Here is a 16712-nt window from a genome sequence, read left to right as displayed (position 1 = left end):
TATGGACGCCAACTCGCGCTTGGCCGCTCGCTGGCGGCGACGCGAGCGTGCGCGGCGGCCGACGTTGCATCGAGGCGAAAGACCGGGTTCAGCAACGATCAAGCACGACGGCTACGGGCTTTACGCGTGCTTTCCGCTGCGACCCTGGACTCGTTCAGCAACATCTCCGCCGCCTGCCAGGCCCTTGCGGCAGCCTGCGCATCGCCGATCGCACGCGCATCCGCGGTCGCCCCGCTCAGTAACATCACGTACACGCCTGCCAGCTGACGCGCCCGGCGACGCGGAACGATCTCCGCGAGCAGTTGCTCCATGAGGGCCAGCAAGTCGTCCCGATAGCGCACCGCCACGTCGGTCACCTTGGGGCAGGTCGCGCCGAACTCGGCCAGCGCACGCTCGAACAGGCAGCCCGCGAACGCCGGGCTGCTGAACCAGGTGCCGTACCAGTCGAAAATCCCCTTCAGGCGCGCAGCGGCGTGCGGCATGGGGTCGAGCTTCGCGGCGATGCTCTCCATGATGAAGGTGTAGCGCTGCTCCAGCACGGCCTTGATCAGATCGTCCTTGCCGGCGAAGTGATGGTAGAGCGTCATGCGGGCAACGTCCGCTTCGGCGATGATCCGGTCGATGCCGACCGGATGAAAGCCATGCAGGGAAAACAGCTCACCTGCCTTGTCGACCACCTGCTGGCGTTTGCTCGCGCGCATTCATGCATCTCCTGACTACAGGGCGGCATCTTAGCACCGCCGCCCGCACCGCTCCGTTCAGCCTGTCGGGCACGTGTGCCCGCTGCCGGATACCGGTTGACCAGGATGCGCGACCGGTACGCCGCCGGCGAACAGCGTCACGCAGGCCGACACAAGTACGGGTTTTGAAGCAGACGGCCTCACGTCGGAAACGGATGCCGCAATGACCGTTGCGCGCAGCGGTTTCAGCAAGGCACCCGGCCGCCGCCCATCATGCACCAGCGCTGCGTCTCCTGTGGCGGAGGCGCATACGGCAGTCCGGTCCTCGGATCGATGTGGTCATACTGCCCCATGGGGTGTCGAGCCCGCCACGCAGCCTGCTCCGCATACTGTTGCTCGATCGCGGCGTGCTCTCGTGCCAGATCCGCCTTCTGCGCGTCGTCCACTTTCTTCGTCATCGTCACGAGCCGCGCGAACTTCGGATCGCGAACATCCTGCAGCGGCGGAAACGGCGGCAAAGGCGGCATGATCAGCACCGGGCCGTTGTATTTCGGTATCGGCAATTTCGACGGCCGGCCAAAGTTCGCCGCCATATCCATTTCCCACAACGCAGCGCTCATGCCGAGCACATGTTCGTAGTCGCGATTGACGACCGCCAGCGTGACCGGCCCCGACGGCGCCGGCAATGGCTGCAGCGACGGTGGAAGCGTCTGTCGAGCGTCCGGATAGATGATGCGGGCATACACGATCGCAGCGGCGGAGTACTGCTGGAGGACCGCCTCGTACGCATCCAGTATCTGCGCTCGACCATAGCCGCCAGGATTCTCGAACATCGGCTTGTATGCCAACACCTTCTGGCTATACAACGCATTCGCATTCCGCTGTTCTGCGACAGCCTGTTGTTGAGGATCCGCCGGCGCGGTCGCCGACAGCGGCGCACACCCGGAAAACATGCTGGCGGCGAGCAATAGCCCGGCCGTCGCGCCAACAGCCGACGCGCATCGACGCGACCGGTCGGCGGTCGCCCGGTTGACCCGGGCGAACAAAGCAGTGGCTTTCTTGAGGGTTCTTGTCTGCATGGCAGGGCGTCCGGAAGGCGTGGTCATCTTGAGCTGGGTCCTGATCGCGACTGCGAATGCGATGCGTCGCAGTCGAAAGGAAAGCGGCATGAAGCCGTTACTGGGGCGGAATCTCAACCTGGCGCACGTCGCACGACGATGCCCCGATCGACGAACGACGCCAGCAACCCCGTGTACGTAGGACATGCGCCGGTCGCATGGTGTGCGAGCACATCGTCGATTTAGGCCGAGTCGTTGCGCACGCATTCGTACTGCCGCGCCGTGGATGGATGCAGCGGTGCGAACGCGCCGCACAAATGCACGTACGCAACGACTTCCTCGAACATTCGCGTATTGATCTCGAGGGCGACCATCATTTCCGAGCTATATCCGCATTCCGAATCCACCTTTGCTGCATAGGCCCGCATGTCATAGGCGGGCAGCCAGGGTGGCTCCAACCCGTTCAGGCTACGGGCGATCTCATCGATACTGGCTGTCCGTGTCATCGTGAAATTCCTGCCCAGGCCACACTCGGCGCCCCTGCATCGCTTGGCATCCGGTTCACACCGCGACGACGCTAGAAGAACGATATGATGAATGTATACTAGTCGATCTACTTTGACTAGAATTGCGATCAGTAAAGCCGAGGCAATCGGCGCACGCACAACGATCGCCGTGTTTCTACTTCTCGATATATTTTCCGATCCTAATAGTTGGGAAATGAACACGTTTCATAAAAGTGCTATTCGGCGGTTGACACACGCCCGTCATGCCGGCGACAGGCAAATACATGTGCGCCGTACCTTGAAGTGGTGTGCGCTATCCGCCGGCGTCCTGCTGATCGGCCTGAGCGCGTGCAAGCGCGCCATGCCGCCCGCCAACCCGACGGCGGACCCCGCATCCGCGGTGTCGTTGCCGGCCGTCCATGTGCCGGAAACGACCCCTGCATCGCCGCTGCAAACGCTGCTGGGCGTATTCGGCGCGGCGAAGCCGGCAACCTGGCCGGCGTTCGACAACCTGCCCGGCGTGCACTGGAGCGACGCGAAGCCGCTCGGCAATCCGGACGGCCATTCCCCCGAGGCCGCGCACACCCGTAGCGGCAGCACGCTGCTCACCGGCTTCGGCGACGTGGATGTGCCGGACGGCAAGGTCGGCGAGGACGCCGGCATCAAAACGGACAACGAAGGCCACGTCGGCGTCGTCCTCAACGGCAACGCGACCACCGTCCTGTCGATCGCGCTGCGCAAGTTCTACCCGAGCGACGACACGCAGGACATCCTGCTGCGCCAGCTCGGCCGCCGCGCCACGGTCAAGCGCATCGCCGGCCGGTGCGCGCTCGACTACGGCACCACCGCGCCCAACACACAAAACAACGTGTTCTTCCGGGTCACCATCGCCAACGCCGCCGTGCCGGTGTTTGCGGAAACCTACGTCGATGAAGAGGGCGGCAATCAGGGCCCGGGGGCGACGAGCTTCGTGTTCTACCGCACCCGGCCGGACCAACGTATCGCGAGCATGAAGTGCAGGGGCGCCGACGCGTGAGCAGGCGCGCTTGGGCGTCAGGGCACTCGCACGAGCCGTGCATGCCGGCGCCTGCTTGCCGCCGCAAAGGCGGCCGAAGCAGCGAGTTTCGGGCGCATCGCCGCCCATCCGGACTGCTGATCGAATGGAAGACATCGGCTTGACGCCATCACCACACGGGGGAAGCACCATCATGAATTCCGCACGCCTGCGCCTGACCTTCCTTGGGCTCATGCTGGGTCTCGGCTGGCACCACGCCGCGACTGCGGCCGGCTGCGAGGCCAATTTCAAGCGTGAAGCCGACACCGGCGCCGGCACACGCTTCTCGACGTTCGCCACGGTGCCGGGCCTGGACGCACGCAACGCCATCGCGCAACTCAAGCAGATCGCCGCGGGCGACGGCTTCCTGATCGGCGACGAGCACTACACCGGTTCGGCCGGCCAGCTGACGATCCAGCAACAGCAAAGTGACCGCGCCCGCGGATTCGCCATTACGCTGACGGCCAATCAGGACACGAAAACCCTTTCCGTGGCGACGACATTGCCCCCAGGCATGCAGGCAGCACCCGAAGCCATCCGGGGCGGCATGTGCGGCATGCTCGGCCGCGTCGACATGAGCCGCGGCGCAGCGAGCACCGGCGTGGCCGCCACGGCGCCCGCCTCGTCCGGCGACGCCTTTCCGGGCGCGCCCGCCTTTACCACCTGCACGTACAACTTCCGCCCCGCGCTGGATGGCGTCACCGGCCGCCACTACACCACCTGGTTGCCGATCAAGGCGCTGAACCCGGCGGACGCGGCCGCCCGGCTGACACAAGCGGCCACCGCGGCAAACCTGAGCGTGACGTCGAACGAACGGCACGGCACGCTGACCGAAGTCACGATCGTCCAGCCGCTTCCGGACCAGGGCGAGAAGCGCGCGTTCCCGATCCGCTTCATGCTGGAGGAGTCGCTGGGCGTGATCTCCGTGGTCGCGCGACTCAACCCGAAGCAGGAGATGGACGACGACACGCTGCGCAAGGAAATCTGCTCGCTCGTCTCGGCCGCCACCGCGGCGCCGCCGGGCGAATCGAAAGAGCCGCCGGCGCTGCCCCGCGAGCGGAAGCTGGAACGCTGGCACGCCGGCATCGACTGGCTGATCAACCGCGCCGTGGTGGCCGGCAAGTCCCTCGTGATCGTGCCCGCCATCAATCTCGACAGAAAATACACCGGCGACGAAGCCGTCAACGAGAAGAAATGGGCGTTCCGTACCGACGTGACCGCCACCACCATCTGGCAAAACAAGGCCAACGCCCGTGACGTGATACGCGTGGGGCCGGACGAACCCTTCAACGAAGTGGGGCTGCACGGCTATGTCTCGACCTTCGTGGCGGGCAACGCGCAGTACTTCGTCTACATCGTCAATCCGGGTACCTACACGGTCGCCGGCAACACCTACGAGACGACCGCCAACGCAATGTCGCAGCTCGGCACCCAGCAGAAGCCGGGGCGTTCGCCGCTGGGGCAGATCGCCTTGCTGCCCAAGAAGAACACCGACTTCATCCAGTCGCAGGAATGGTTCAACGCGCAGTTTCGTGACCGTGAGGTCACGGATACGTACTGCTCGTCGGTCTTCGTCCAGAGCGGCGGCTGCGCATTCTGGGCGACTGAGAAGAGAACGGTATCGGAGATGACCGAGCCCGCGGGATGGAAGACCGTCACCCGGGAGAAGTCCGTCGACGGGCTGGCGGTCTCGACCCGGCTCAAGCGCGAATTTGCTTCGTTCAGCGTCGCGGGGGGCGAAGCCATCGTGATCGACGGGCTGTACCCCACGCCGCCCAACGCGGACTACGACAAGCAAGCCTGCGAGATCGTCAGCGGCCAGATCCAGTGCGACCTGACGCGCTATACCCTCACGCGTATCCCGGCCGACATGGCGCACATACAGGGGCTCGCATCCGACCCGGGGTTCTACCCGCGCGCCACGCGCATCCTGTCCAACGCCAGGTATCGCCCGCTCAAGCTCCTGGGCAAGCCGGGCGAACTTCGCTCGGTGTACGGTCAGGACTATTCGCTCGGCGTGCGGTGAGCGCACGCCCGGACCATCGCCATGTCCGCCAAAAACCTGAAGCGCGGCCTCACCCAGGCTTCGAACAACCGAATCGGCACGGAAAACAGCATGAAACCCACCCTCCAGCACATCGCCTGTGTCGCCCTGCTCTTCACCGCGGCTTCCGCACATGCGATCGACTGCCAGAAGGCCGGCAACCGCGTCGAGCACACGATCTGTGCCGATGAAAAACTCAAGGCCGCCGATGCGGAAATGGGCAAAGCCTATACGGCCGTCATGCAGCAAGCGGGCAACGATAGCGAATTGCGCGCGATGCTGGTCCGCAGTCAGAAGCGCTGGCTCGCGGCGCGCGACAAGCGTTTCGCGGACCCGGTCGATTTTCCCGGCGCACCGAATGCCAAGGCCTTGCGCGCGAGCCTGCTGCAGGCGATCCGCCAGCGCACCGAGACCTTGAGTGAACGCGGCAAGGCCGCGCCGCGCCTGCTTGAAACGGCCCTTGCGCAGCGCACCTTTCTGACGCAATTCACGGGTGGCCCGTTCGCCGGATTCGAGACCCGGTGCGACTTCCTGCCTCACGACGGTCACCTGAGCTATGGCTGCTTCAGCGAACGCCGCTATCAGAACCACGACAGGATCTGCACCCTGCAGGACGATTGGGCGAGCGGCGGCTACTACGAGACGCGCCTGGTCGGCAACGTCGTCCAGGGCAGGCTGGAAACCGTTGCGGCGTGCGGCGACGGCTCAGAAGGCGGCAGCCCGTGTCCGGATCCGGATGCGGATGAGACGCGCAAGGCGGCCGCCGGCTGGAATCTCCATCCGGGCCGCCCGGCCTTGACGCCAACGGCCCTACCCAAGCTGGATGCCGAAGCCGAACTGGGCACGGAAGACACCGGCTGGCTACGCGCCTGCCTGACCGACAGCCGCTACCCTCGCGCGGCACGCTGAGAACCGCGTGCGTCGAGCGCACCAGCGATGTTCATTCCCACGCAGGCATGAAGACATGCACGATTCTGCCGGTGCGAAGCCTCCTCGCACATGAACCGAACCAGTCCGCTCGCGTTATCCATCGGGAGTGCGAATCGCTTTCCTTACCGACCATCATCACCCGCCACAAGGATTCAGCATGACGCCGACCCGATGCAGTATCCCCGAATGTTCAGCCCGGCGCACCGACAGCAGGTTCGTCACGCGGGGGATCGTCGTGGCGGCATTGAGTGTCTGCCTCCCGTTTGGCAGCGTGTACGGACAGCCTGCGGACGCGGTCACGCCGGACCCCGCGGGCGAATCGCCTATCGAATCCCCGGCGCCAGCCAACCTGAGCACGACGCAAGCGCTGCAACGCATGCTGGCGCTGATTCAGGCAAGCGGCCAGGTTACCGACATCACGCCCGACACGGTACACCGCATCTTCGGCGTGCAGACCACCGCGATTGGCAACGGTCAGTTCGGCTATGGTCAACGCTTGCCGGGCAACTGGGCGTTCAGTATCCAGCGCGTGACGGTCGGAGATACCGGTCCGCGCGTGGATCTGATATTTGATCCGATTCCCGGGACGCAGGCTTCTCCGCTGACGACGTGTGAACCCACCTTCGCTCAATTCACGGCGGCACTGGAGTCGATGGGGTTCAGTCGCCGCACCCATTACGGCGAACATGGCCGGCGGAGCTTCGATGCGTTCGAGCGGCCACGCATGGATATCAGGGTCTACCCAGTCAGGGCGTTCTCCGACAACGGCGAGCCGCTGGGCCCGGCCTGCGTGAAGGCGGTACTGGTGCGATAGGGCAAACCGCATGCCGTGCGCCTGCCGGATCACCCGGAAACCATCGCAGTTCATTGATCCTGGAATCGTGGCGGTGCGGTCGGCCAATGCCTGTCAGGCTTTCCTCTGCGCCCCCTCAAACGGAACATCGTTCCGCGAGCAAACCGGCGCTCACGATCAATTCGATGCTCGGTGGTAAGTCGCGATATATCGTGCCTGTCCAAGGATGTTTCCATGCATCTGATAGGCAACGACCGCCGGACTCGACGTCGGTTTCACGTCGACACGCGGAATGGACAACGCGGATACCGTCACGATATAGCGATGAGACTCGCCTTGCGGCGGGCATGGCCCACCGTACCGGGATTCGCCAAAATCAGTCAGCGTTTCGAGCGCGCCCACCGGCATGAGCCGCACATCGCCTGATGCCCCTTTCCGAATCGACGTTTCCGAAGGCGGGATATCGACGACCACCCAATGCGTCCAGCCGAGCCCCCCGGTCGGGGCATCGGGATCGTACATTGTGACGACGATGCTTCTGGTACCAGCCGGAACGTGTGCCCACGAGATGCGAGGCGAGACGTTGTCGCCACGACATCCAAATCCGTTGTACACCTGAGTATTCGTGAACTGACCGTCATGATCGAGATCGTCAACCGTGACAGTCAGCGGTTCAGCCAAAGCAACTGCGGGCACGGCTGCGCAAAGTACCGTGGAGAAAAGACTCGATCGCAGAAAAATACCCCATCTCATGGCGAGATCCTGAGAGAAGTTCGGTGTGATGTTTCGCCCAACCGGATTGACACGCAATATGCCGTGCATGCTCCGGTCGTCGACGCGGATTCAAGGCTCGCGCTTCAACCATGAGTCGCAACCATGACGTGCTCACCCTGGTGCTTGTGCGACAGCCTGCGCGACACATCCTAGGATCATCGTGAATTCGGCAGAAGGTCGGCGGACAACATCAGCATGTTGCGTGAAACAGAACAATCCGCGACCGTATGCCGGAGCGGCTCGTCGCGCTTGCGGCATGCCATGGGCGCGCACTCGATCCGCAAGATCGATCCCCCGACCGGGCAGGCAGATTGCTCCTTGCATCGATTCCCGATCATCGCCCCCCGGAGACAACGATGCCGAACGACCTCAACCCGCCGCCGCCCCAGCGCCATCGTCTCGGCGAATGGATGGCCCGCGAGGAAGCGCACATGGCCGCGTTCCGCGAAAAAGTCGCGGCGGAAGCCCGCGCGCATGCCGGCGACCGGCTGCGCACGCCGGCCGTGCAGGAACTCGCGCGGCTGTTCGACGACCACGCGGTGCTACGCATGACCCTCGTCCGCGCGATCGAGGAGGCGGTCGAATCGGGCCGCCGGCTCGGCTATACGTCGATCGACGGGTTGATGACCGTCCTGGATCACCTGATGACCTACACGCCGCCGTTCAGCGACGCGAGCCTGATCGTGTGCCCGATCAACGCCTTTCTCGACTGGCCGATGTGCATGCCGTCGGGCCATGCGCTGTTTCGCGACGCCGCCGTCAACGCGCATCTGCAGAACGTGCTGAACGTATGGTGCGGCTTCCTGGGCGGCCCGCATTCGCGCGCGCATCTCGACACGTCGGCGCCCGACGGCTGGTTCTGCGACGCGGCGAGCAAGCGCATCGGGCTGTCGCAGTTCCAGTATCGCGACGACCAGCCGCACGGCGGCTTCACTTCGTGGAACGACTTCTTCACGCGGCGCTTTCGTGACGGCGCGCGCCCCGTCGCGGCGCCCGACGATCCGCACGTGATCATCAGCGCGTGCGAGGCCGCGCCGTACCACATCGAATCGAACGTGAAGCTGCGCGACCGGTTCTGGATCAAGGCGCAACCGTATTCGCTGCGCGACATCTTCACGCCGGCCCGGCTGTCGCTCGCCGAGCGCTTCGTCGGCGGCGACCTGTACCAGGCGTATCTCAGCGCGTACAACTACCATCGCTGGCACGCGCCGGTGCGCGGGGTCGTCACGCATGCGTACCGCGTCCATGGCACCTACTACTCGATCGTCGAGGCGGAAGGCGCCGACCCGGCCGGGCTGAACGACTCCCAGGGGTACATCACGGCGGTCGCGACGCGCGCCGTGGTCGCGATTGCCTGCGACGATCCCGGCATCGGCACCGTGGCCGCCGTGTTCGTCGGCATGGGCGACGTGTCGTCCTGCGTGATCGACGTCGTGCCGGGCCAGCGCGTCGACAAGGGCGACGAGATCGGCTATTTCCAGTTCGGCGGCTCGACCTGTTGCCTGCTGTTCGAAGCCGGTGTGATCGACCGGTTCCTGCATGCGCCGCCGTTCGAGCACGGCGCCGCCGTCGTGAACGTCAACTCGCCGGTCGCGATCGCACGGTGAGTCGCACGTGCGTCGGGCTCGCAGGCTCGACGCACGCCGGCTGGCGGTGCAATGTTTTCAACGGTTTGTAATGCCGCGGAACGTGGCCGGTGCGTCGGTCAGCGTGACACGACGCATGGCGCGGCCGCCACGGGTTCACGCCGCCCGAGGCGCCAGGGAATCAATCAGCGCGCCGTTGAAGGCCGGCAGGTCGTCCGGCTTGCGGCTGGTGATGAACGGGCCGTCGCGTACGACCTCCTGGTCGACCCACTTGCCGCCCGCATGACGGATGTCGTCCTGCAGGCTCGGCCAGCTCGTCATCGTGCGGCCTTCCACGAGGCCGGCGGACACGAGCAGCCAGCCGCCGTGGCAGATCGCCGCGATCGGCTTGCCGGCGCCGACGGCCGCCGTCACGAACTCGCGCGCGGCCGGCACCATCCGGATCGCGTCGCCGTTCACCACGCCGCCGGGGAGCACGACCGCGTCGTAATCGCCCTCGCGCGCGTCGTCGAACGTGCGGTCGACCTTCACGCGCGCGCCCTTGTCGACGTGACTGAAGCCCTGGATTTCGCCCGGCTTCTGCGAAATCACGTCGACCTGTGCGCCTTCGGCCGCAAGCGCACGCTGCGGTTCGACGAGTTCGGCTTCCTCGAAGCCGTCGACCGCGAGAATCGCCACCTTGCAATGAACCAGTCTTCCGCTCATGAAGCCCTCCTTCAGTGACGCGACACACGTCGTGCCGCGCCAGTGTCGCAGCAAGCGGCGTGCCGTTTCCTCCCATGGGACGCACCCACCGTCTGCCGCGTCGGCGTTGAAGCATTCACGTTTCAGCGCCCAGCCGCGCGCGCATCGACGCGGTGATGCGCTGCCGCGCATGCGCATAGCCTTCCCACGGATCGCGTTTCAACGCATCGAGGCGTTCGCGCAACGTGTCGATCGTCCATTGCGCCCCGCCCGTCGTGTCGGGCACCTCGTCCCAGTCGAGCGGCACCGATACGCCCATGCCGGGCCGCGCGCGCACCGAATACGCGGCGATCGTGCTCGCGCCGCGGCCGTTGCGCAGGTAGTCGACGAAGATCTTGCCGCGCCGGTGGCGCGGCCCCATCGTCGCGGTGAAACGGTCGGGCAGCGCGCCCGCGACGTGCTGCGCCACCGCGCGCGAGAAATCCTTCACGTCGTCCAAGCCCGCATGCCGCGTGAGCGGCACGACGACGTGCAGCCCCTTGCCGCCGCTCGTCTTGCAGAACGACGCCAGGCCCAGCTCGTCGAGCAGCCCGCGCACGAGCTGCGCGGCGTCGATCATCGCGCGCCACGGCAGCGCCGGATCGGGATCGAGGTCGAACACGATGCGGTCCGGCCGCTCGATGTTCGACGCGTGCGCGTTCCACGTGTGCAGCTCGACCGTGCCCATCTGCGCGGCGCCGAGCAGCGCATCGACGCTGTCGATCGACAGCAGCGGCCCGTGGCCGGGATCGAGCCCTTCGTGCTGCGTGACGAACGGGATCTCGCGGCGCTCGGCATGCTTCTGGAAGAACAGTTCGCCGGCGATGTCACCCGGTGCGCGCACGAGCGACACGGGCCGGCCCTTCAGGTCCGGCAGCAGCCACGGCGCGACCCATTGCCAGTAGTGCGCGAGGTCGATCTTGCGCGTGCCGCTTTGCGGATCGAGCACCCGCTCGGGATGCGTGATGCGCACGCGGCCGACACGATCGGCGGCGGCCGCGCGCTGCGTGTCGCCGGCAGACGCGGACGCGCGCGCGCCGTGCTTTTGGCCGTGCGCCGTATCGGGTTGCGGGGCATGCGAGGATGCGTCGTGCGCCGCGCGGGTTTCGTTCATCGTCGCCTCCGTTTCGGTTGGCCGCGGCACTTCGCGGACGATCTGCCGCGCCGGCTTGTCTTCGCGCAGCGCGATGAACGCCGCCTGCCGCACGATGCCGTCGCTGGTCCATTCCGCGAATTCGCATTCGGCGACGAGCGTCGGCTCGACCCAGTGGACGCGCGTGCGGGACCGTTCGCGCGGCGGCGGATCGAACGGCGTCGTGCCGCGTTCGTGCCGGCGCAGCGTCGCCGCGAGCCGGTCGAGCAGACGTGTGTCGAACCCGGTGCCGACCCGGCCGACATAGCGCAACGGCGGTTTGCCGCGTGGTTGCTTGCCGCCCGCGGCCGGTTCGTACACGCCGAGCAGCAGCGCGCCGAAGCCATGCCGGCTGCCCGACGGCTCGGTATAGCCGCCGATCACGAACTCCTGCCGCCGCCGGCATTTCAGCTTGATCCACGCGGACGAGCGACCGCCGCGATAGCGTGAATCCGCGCGCTTGCCGATCAACCCTTCGAGCCCCGTTTCGCACGCGCTCGCGATCAGCGACGCGACGTCGTCGCCGAGATCGGGCGAGTAGCGCAGCCGCGCAGGATCGCTGCCGGCGAGCAACGGTTCGAGCAGCGCGCGCCGCGCGGTGAGCGGCGCATCGCGCAGGTCGTATCCGTCGACGAAGGGCAGGTCGAACACGAACAGCGTCACCGCGTCCGAACGGCCCGCGCCGAGCGCGTTCTGCAGCGCCTGGAAATCGGGCAGTCCGTGCTCGCCGAGGACGACGGCCTCGCCGTCGAGCCACGCGTTGTCGACCTCGAGCGCCGCGAGCGCGTCGCGCTGCATGCGCAGCTTCGCGGTCCAGTCGCGGCCTTCGCGCGTCATCAGCGTGACGTGCCGACGCGCACCGCGGCCCGCGATCCGGGCCAGGATCCGGTAGCCGTCGAATTTCACTTCGTAGCGCCAGTCGTCGTGCGCGGGCGGGGCATCGACGAGCGTCGCGAGTTGCGGCGTCACGCGCTCGGGCAATGCCGCGCGCACCGCGCCTTCCACCTGCGACAGATCGATCGCCGTCGCGCGCGCCCCGCCGTCATGCGGCGGATCGGCAGGCGCCTTGCGCGCCGCCTGTGTCCGGCCGTCATGCACGCTGCCCGGCTGCTGCGCGACGACATCGAAGCTGGCCGCATCGCGCGCGTCGTCGTCGCGCTCCTTGATCAGCAGCCATTGCTCCTGGCGTCCCTGCTGCCGCCCGCTGCGCACCAGCGCCCAGCCGCCGTGCAGCTTCGTGCCGTCGAGCCGGAACGTCAGCTTGCCCGCGCGGTAGCCGTCGCGTGCCCGGGCGATGCCGCCGTCGGGCGTCCACGTGCCCTCGTCCCACACGGTGACCGAGCCCGCGCCGTAATGGCCGGCCGGGATCTCGCCTTCGAACGACGCATATTCGAGCGGATGATCCTCGACGTGCACGGCCAGCCGTTTCACCGACGGGTCGACGCTCGGCCCTTTCGGTACCGCCCATGACTTCAGCGTGCCGTCGAGTTCGAGACGGAAATCGTAGTGCAGCCGCCGTGCGTGATGCTCCTGGATCACGAAGCGCAGCGGCCGGGCGATGCGTGCCGATGGTCGCGCTTTATGCGCCTTCTGCACGCTCGCGTCAGCATCCGTATCCGCATCCGCGCGCCGTCGCCCGTGCGCCCCCTCGGGTTCCGGCGTCGCGTCGAAGCGGCGCTTGCGGCGATAGGGTTCGAGCTTGCCGGCCATCGCGTCACCCTCCTTCCCGCATCGTCACGCCGCGTGCTTGCGGCGCACGGCGGTCTTCTTCGCCGCGTGCGTGCTGGTCGCGCCGTGCTTCGCGGCCGCGCGCTTCGCCGATGCATTCGCCGGCTTCTTCGCCGCGCCCTTCGCGGATGTTTTCGCTGCCGGCTTGCGCCGCGCGCCCGTCGATGGCGAAGGCGCACGGTCTTCCTCGTCGTCGTCCGCGCGCGCGGCACGCGCACCGCCGCCGCCCTTCAGGCTGCGCTTGAGCAGCTCGGTGAGATCGACCACGTTGCTCGCCGTGCGCGCCGTCTGCGCGGGACGATCCTCGATTTCCTCGATGCGGCCCGCGCGCACCTTGCGCTCGACCAGCTCGAGGATGTCGTCGCGGAACGTGTCGTGATACTCGTCGGGCGTCCAGGAGCCCGACATGTCGTCGATCAGCTTCTTCGCCATCGCGAGTTCGCGCGCACTGACGCCCGCACGCTTCGCGTCGTCGGCCGGCACCGACAGTTCGTCGAGCGGCCGCAGTTCCTCCTGCCAGCGCAGCGTATCGAGCGCAAGCAGCGGCCCGACCGGAATCAGCGCGCCGAGATGCTGGCGGTCGCGCATCACGACGTGCGCGATGCCGATCTTGCCGCTGTCCTTCAGCGCGTCGCGCAGCAGCGCATAGACCTTCTCGCCCTTGCGGTCCGGCACGAGGTAGTACGGCGTGTCGAGATACAGGAACGACACGGCGCCCGCATCGACGAACGTGACGATGTCGACGGTCTGCGTCGACTCGGGGTTCGCCGCGCGGATCTCGTCGTCGGTCAGCACGACATAGCGCTCCTTCTCGTACTCGTAGCCGCGCACGATGTCCTCGCGCGTGACTTCCTTGCCGGTGCGCTTGTTGACCTGCCGATAGCCGACCGGGTCCATCGAGCGCTTGTCGAGCAGCCGGAACGACGGCTTCACGGTGCGCGTGGCCGGGAACAGCTGCACGGGCACGTGAACGAGCCCGAAGCTGATCGCGCCTTTCCAGATCATGCGTGTCATCGATGTCCTCCTTGCGGCGTCCGTCGCCGCACGCAACCGTCAGGGCTTTCGGGAACGGCTGCGCCGCACGATGCTGACGTGGCCGTTGCGCTCCAGGATCGCCGCGTCGACGTCCGACAGGTCGTCCGCGCCGAGCGCCTGACGCACGCTCTCATGGACGTCCGTCGGCGTGATCAGCGCCGCGCGCATCTGCGCGTCGTCGAAGCGGCCATTGCGATACACCTCGCGCTCCGCGCCGACCAGCAGCCGCTCGAGCCGGCGCGAGCGCAAGCAGGCCAGGCCGATCACGCGATGCAGCAGCGCGATCGCGAGCGACGCGGCCACCGTCGCGACGAACGGCGACGCACCGACCACCGCGCGGCTCAGGATCGCACCGAGCAGGATGCCGACCACGTAGTCGAACGGCGAACGCTGGCCGAACGCGCGCCGCCCGGCGATGCGGATCAGCACCAGCGCGATCGCGAACACGACGATCGAGCGCAGCACCATCTGCCCGGGGCCGAGCATCCGGCCCTGTCCGAACAGTGCGACGACGACGTCCATGATCGCGCGGCGCTAGGCCGGCAACTCAGCGGCCTGCTGCTCGCGTGCCCACACGCGATGGCGGCCGAGGTGGTCGGACAGGTCGTTCAGGACTGCGTCGAGATCGACGGCCTGCCCGACGCACACGCCTTCGGCCGGGTCCGGCAGGTGGGCGGCGCTCAGCAATTGCCGCCCCGACCCGACGGCCGCGATCGGCTTCAGGTGCTTGAACGCTTCGCGCACGAAATGCCGCGCGTCGGCGCTGTGCGCGAGGTCGCGGCCGTCGCCGTCGCCGCCGCACACGAACACCGCGTCGAACATCACCGACGGCATGCCGGCCAGCGTCGCCTGCGGCACGATGCTGCCGATCGGCGCCAGCGTCGGCGCGACGATCGTCGGCACCGCATGCGCGGCCTGCAGCGCATCGCGCACCTGCTGCACGAGCGCCTCGCTCGTGCCGGCGGTCGCGATCAGCGCGATCTTGCGCGACCGGATGCCGGGCTTCGCGCGGCCGATCAGGCTCAGCGCGGGCGAACGCTGCGCGACCGTCGGCGTCGCGCCCCCGTGCGGCGCGGGCAGCCCGAGCCGTTCGGCCACCTGCGCGGCCAGCCCCGCGTCGAAGCGGGCGATGATGTCGTTGACCACCCGCTCGCGAATGTGCGGCTGCGTCACCTTGCCGAGTTCGAAGCAATAGGCGTCGCGGATATGCCGCTGCTCGATCTCGGTCATGCTCTGGTAGAACAGCGCAGGCTGCGAGAAATGATCGGCGAACGTCTCGCTGCGCACGCGCACCTTGTCGCCTTCGAGCGGCTCGTGCACGGTCTCGAAGCCGCCGCCTGCCGGCGCGGGCGGCGTCTCGCGCGGCCAGCCGCCGCTCGTCGAATTCGGTTCGTACGATGCCTGCCCGACGTTGATCGTCTGCCGGTGCATCGCATCGCGCTGGTTGTTCGCGAACGGGCACACCGGCCGGTTGATCGGTATCTCGTGAAAGTTCGGGCCGCCGAGCCGGCTCAATTGCGTATCGGTGTACGAGAACAGGCGCCCCTGCAGCAGCGGATCGTTCGTGAAGTCGATGCCGGGCACCACGTGTCCCGGATGAAACGCGACCTGCTCGGTCTCCGCGAAGAAGTTGTCGGGATTGCGGTTCAGCGTCATGCGGCCGATGGGCCGCACCGGCACCCGCTCTTCCGGCACCAGCTTGGTCGGGTCGAGCAGGTCGAAGTCGAACTTGTCGGCATCGGCCGGATCGATCATCTGCACGCCGAGTTCGAATTCCGGATAGTCGCCGCGCTCGATCGCCATCCACAGGTCGCGCCGGTTGAAGTCCGGGTCATGGCCGGCAATGCGCTGCGCCTCGTCCCACAGCAGCGAATACGCGCCGCTCACGGGCCGCCAGTGGAACTTCACGAAACGCTCGGCGCCGGCCGCGTTCACGAAGCGGAACGTGTGCACGCCGAAACCGTCCATCGCGCGAAAGCTCGCGGGCAGCGCGCGGTCGGACATCAGCCACAGCACCATGTGGGTGGTTTCCGGCACCAGCGACACGAAATCCCAGAACGTGTCGTGCGCGGACGCGCCGGTCGGCATCTCGTTCGGCGCCTCGGGCTTCACCGCATGCACGAAGTCGGGAAACTTGATCGCATCCTGGATGAAGAACACCGGCATGTTGTTGCCGACGAGGTCGTAGTTGCCCTCTTCGGTATAGAACTTCACCGCGAAGCCCCGCACGTCGCGCACGGTATCGGCCGAGCCGCGCGGCCCCTGCACCGTCGAGAAACGCACGTACACCGGCGTTTCGGCGGCCGGGTCCTGCAGGAACGCGGCCTTCGTGTAGTCGGCCATCGGCTCGTACACGCGGAACACGCCGTGCGCGGCCGAGCCGCGCGCATGCACCACACGCTCCGGAATGCGCTCGTGATCGAAATGCGTGATCTTCTCGCGCATGATGAAGTCTTCGAGCAGCGACGGGCCGCGCGGGCCGCCGCGCAACGTGTTCTGGTTGTCGGCGATCCGCACGCCCTGGTTGGTGCGCAGCGCCTCGTGGTCGGGCCGCGAACGGTGCTCGTCGAGCTGGCGCGATTTCGCGCTGTCCTGCGGCTGGGCGGGCGGCGTCTTGCCGGATGAGGGGGAATGGGTCATCGATCGGGTCCTCGTGGCGTTCGGAAGGG

Annotated in this window: 14 protein-coding genes; 5 read left to right on the top strand and 9 right to left on the bottom strand. The window is 67.0% G+C overall.

Translation table 11 applies throughout. From position 1 onward, the window contains the following. Positions 1–98 precede the first annotated feature (98 nt). The 3 genes from CFB39_RS36360 to CFB39_RS39890 form a co-directional block, all read right to left on the bottom strand. Positions 99–701 carry a TetR/AcrR family transcriptional regulator gene (locus CFB39_RS36360; RefSeq protein WP_089476648.1) on the bottom strand — a complete coding sequence of 201 codons (603 nt, stop codon included), beginning with the start codon at positions 699–701 and terminating at the stop codon, positions 99–101. 224 nt (positions 702–925) lie between these two features. Continuing rightward, positions 926–1786, bottom strand: a complete 861-nt coding sequence (locus CFB39_RS36355) for a hypothetical protein (RefSeq protein ID WP_089476819.1) — start codon at positions 1784–1786, stop codon at positions 926–928. Between the two features lie 194 nt (positions 1787–1980). Further along, entirely contained in the window at positions 1981–2244 is a 264-nt protein-coding gene (locus CFB39_RS39890) for a hypothetical protein (protein WP_144030372.1), read from the bottom strand. 214 nt (positions 2245–2458) lie between these two features. On the opposite strand from CFB39_RS39890, the gene CFB39_RS36350 reads away from it, so the two are divergent. The 4 genes from CFB39_RS36350 to CFB39_RS36335 all read left to right on the top strand — a co-directional run bounded on the left by CFB39_RS36350 (position 2459) and on the right by CFB39_RS36335 (position 7086). After that, entirely contained in the window at positions 2459–3280 is an 822-nt protein-coding gene (locus CFB39_RS36350; protein ID WP_144030371.1) for a hypothetical protein, read from the top strand. Positions 3281–3404: 124 nt separating this feature from the next. Continuing rightward, positions 3405–5324 carry a hypothetical protein gene (locus CFB39_RS36345; protein ID WP_179257791.1) on the top strand — a complete coding sequence of 640 codons (1920 nt, stop codon included), beginning with the start codon at positions 3405–3407 and terminating at the stop codon, positions 5322–5324. 21 nt (positions 5325–5345) lie between these two features. After that, entirely contained in the window at positions 5346–6251 is a 906-nt protein-coding gene (locus CFB39_RS36340) for a lysozyme inhibitor LprI family protein (protein WP_089476645.1), read from the top strand. Between the two features lie 178 nt (positions 6252–6429). Continuing rightward, on the top strand, positions 6430–7086 hold the full coding sequence (locus tag CFB39_RS36335) for a hypothetical protein (protein ID WP_089476644.1): 657 nt from the start codon (positions 6430–6432) through the stop codon (positions 7084–7086). A 156-nt stretch (positions 7087–7242) separates the two neighbouring features. Here the strand turns inward: CFB39_RS36335 and CFB39_RS36330 are convergent, their stop codons facing one another. Beyond that, positions 7243–7818: a YbhB/YbcL family Raf kinase inhibitor-like protein gene (locus CFB39_RS36330; protein ID WP_089476643.1), complete on the bottom strand. Its 576-nt coding sequence runs from the start codon at positions 7816–7818 to the stop codon at positions 7243–7245. A gap of 377 nt (positions 7819–8195) precedes the next feature. Here CFB39_RS36330 and CFB39_RS36325 point away from each other — a divergent pair, with 377 nt between their 5' ends. Beyond that, complete coding sequence (locus tag CFB39_RS36325; protein WP_089476642.1) at positions 8196–9446, top strand: phosphatidylserine decarboxylase family protein; 1251 nt, start codon at positions 8196–8198, stop codon at positions 9444–9446. 135 nt (positions 9447–9581) lie between these two features. Here the strand turns inward: CFB39_RS36325 and CFB39_RS36320 are convergent, their stop codons facing one another. The 5 genes from CFB39_RS36320 to katE form a co-directional block, all read right to left on the bottom strand. Then, positions 9582–10130, bottom strand: a complete 549-nt coding sequence (locus CFB39_RS36320) for a type 1 glutamine amidotransferase domain-containing protein (RefSeq protein ID WP_089476641.1) — start codon at positions 10128–10130, stop codon at positions 9582–9584. Positions 10131–10245: 115 nt separating this feature from the next. Beyond that, a complete protein-coding gene (ligD, locus tag CFB39_RS36315; protein WP_089476640.1) occupies positions 10246–12990 on the bottom strand; it encodes a DNA ligase D in 2745 nt (914 codons plus the stop codon). A 24-nt stretch (positions 12991–13014) separates the two neighbouring features. After that, positions 13015–14022 carry a Ku protein gene (locus tag CFB39_RS36310; protein WP_089476639.1) on the bottom strand — a complete coding sequence of 336 codons (1008 nt, stop codon included), beginning with the start codon at positions 14020–14022 and terminating at the stop codon, positions 13015–13017. A gap of 39 nt (positions 14023–14061) precedes the next feature. Beyond that, positions 14062–14565: a DUF421 domain-containing protein gene (locus CFB39_RS36305; RefSeq protein ID WP_089443856.1), complete on the bottom strand. Its 504-nt coding sequence runs from the start codon at positions 14563–14565 to the stop codon at positions 14062–14064. Positions 14566–14577: 12 nt separating this feature from the next. Then, entirely contained in the window at positions 14578–16683 is a 2106-nt protein-coding gene (gene katE, locus CFB39_RS36300; protein ID WP_089476638.1) for a catalase HPII, read from the bottom strand. Positions 16684–16712 lie beyond the last annotated feature (29 nt).

The organism is Burkholderia sp. AU6039, assembly GCF_002223365.1.
In the GTDB taxonomy this organism is placed as follows: domain Bacteria; phylum Pseudomonadota; class Gammaproteobacteria; order Burkholderiales; family Burkholderiaceae; genus Burkholderia.
The sequence above is the reverse complement of the archived record's forward strand: the minus strand, read 5'-3'. Positions and strand labels throughout refer to the sequence as shown.